Source organism: Mesorhizobium sp. LNHC229A00, from assembly GCF_000502415.1.
Lineage (GTDB): Bacteria > Pseudomonadota > Alphaproteobacteria > Rhizobiales > Rhizobiaceae > Mesorhizobium.
The window spans coordinates 1-1,895 of the sequence record NZ_AYWQ01000104.1; the positions used below are offsets into that span (position 1 = coordinate 1).

Annotated in this window: 2 protein-coding genes; both read left to right on the top strand. The window is 56.5% G+C overall.

Annotated features, from left to right (window positions below; all coding sequences use genetic code 11):
- Window positions 1–35: 35 nt before the first annotated feature.
- A complete protein-coding gene (locus tag X742_RS140395) occupies window positions 36–635 on the top strand; it encodes a CocE/NonD family hydrolase (protein WP_280800210.1) in 600 nt (199 codons plus the stop codon).
- 319 nt (window positions 636–954) lie between these two features.
- On the top strand, window positions 955–1,895 hold a 941-nt coding region (locus tag X742_RS140390; protein WP_245275667.1), incomplete at its 3' end, for an ABC transporter substrate-binding protein.

Consider the following 1,895-nt stretch of genomic DNA (forward strand, 5'->3'; position numbering starts at 1 on the left):
CCCGCCGACGGTGGTACATAGCGAGTAGTTTCCGCCTGAACACATCGCCCGACGAGGCGGGCTTGGACTCACTCCAAGTCGACCCGACGGCCGTTGACGTCGACACGACCCGGTGGGAAACCCAGATGAGCGGCGGACTGAAGGTCGATTATGGAGATCGGCGACAGTTCGATGCCTCTCGCCTCGCCTACACGAGCGAGCCGTTGACGCGTGACATCGAGATCACCGGACATCCTATCATCCATCTGAAGATAACTTCGACTCGCGAGGACGGTAGCTTCTTCGTCTACCTCGAAGCCGTAAAGCCGGACGGGATCTGCTGTTATCTCACGGAAGGTCAGATGCGCGCCCTACACCGGAAGGTGTGGACCGAGTCACCTTTCAGCGTCCTTGGACCGCAGCATAGCTATTTGAAACGCGATGCCGAACCGCTCACGCCGGGCGAGCCCGCCATCCTTGAGTTCACGATGCATCCGATCTCCGTTCGGCTGCCAGCGGGTTACCGCCTGAGGGTATGTCTCGCCGGCAGTGAGAAGGTGTTTGCCAATGTGCCCGCCGACGGGGCGCCGCCCTTCCTGAAGTTTCATCGTGGCCCAGACGGTTGTCACATAGATCTTCCGATCATCGAACCCTGAGCAAAGAAGCCCATCCGGATCAGCAAAAATTGGCGGCGCGACCTGAGCCTCCGGTCAAAACGAAGGAGTGGAACATGACAATCTCTCGGCGCGATCTATTTAAGATAAGCATGGCCGCAGGAACGGCTTTTTCGATTCCGTCGGTTCTTCGGGCCCAGACATCGTCAGCCGACGCTCGGACGGTCCGCATGGCAATGGGAGATCTCCGCATCTTCGATCCGCTCTTATCGACAGAAAACATGACCTACCAGCACGCCCTAGCGATAGATCGGAAGAGCACACGTCTGAACTCNCCTATACGTTCGAACTCCGTGACGGCTTGGGCTGGCACGACGGCACACCCGTTACTGCGGGGGACTGCGTGGCCTCGATCCGTCGGTGGACCCAAGTGGATTCCGCCGGGCAGCGGCTTATGGAGCGAACCAAGGATATCTCGAAGAAAGACGACAGGACATTCGCGATCGCACTGAACGAGCCGCTGGGGATTCTTACGGAGCTGCTGGGGTCATTGGCCGGGTATTATCTACCTATTATGCGCGAGAACGATGCAGACCGCCCTCCAACCGAGCAGGTGACGGCGAACATCGGATCGGGGCCGCTCAAATTCAATCATGCTCTTTACAAGCCCGGCGCAAGCTCCACTTATGACCGCAACGAAAAATACGTGCCACGCAGCGAACCAGCCAGTGGATACGCCGGTGGCAAAGTCGTAAATGTCGACCGTATGATCTTTGAGACTATCACCGATCCGCAGACCGCTTTGGCAGCTTTGCAGGCCGGCGAGGTTGATTTCCTCTCCGGACCCTCTCCCGATCTTTACCCTGTGATTGAGAATGATCCAAATCTTGAACTCCAGGTTTTAAATAGAGCCGGTAACGCCTATTTTGTTCGCATGAACTTCCTACAGCCGCCGTTTGACAATGTGAAGGCGCGCCAGGCAATGCTTCACTTGATCGATCAGGACGCTTTTCTGCAGATTATATCTACCGACCAGAAATACCGCCGCAATATTACTTCAATGTTTGGAAACAACACCTCGTACTCGAATGACGAAAATACGGAATGGTTTAAGAAAGGAGGCGACCCGGAAAAGGCAAAGCAGCTATTCGCGGAGGCGGGATACGCCGGCGCGAAAGTCGTCATTCTGCAGCCCACGGATTGGGCGACGGGTAGCAATGCCTCGCAGCTTCTGGCGGCTTCGCTGCGCAAGATCGGCGTTAATGCCGATCTTGCGCCAATGTCGTTATCCGAACTTGCCAC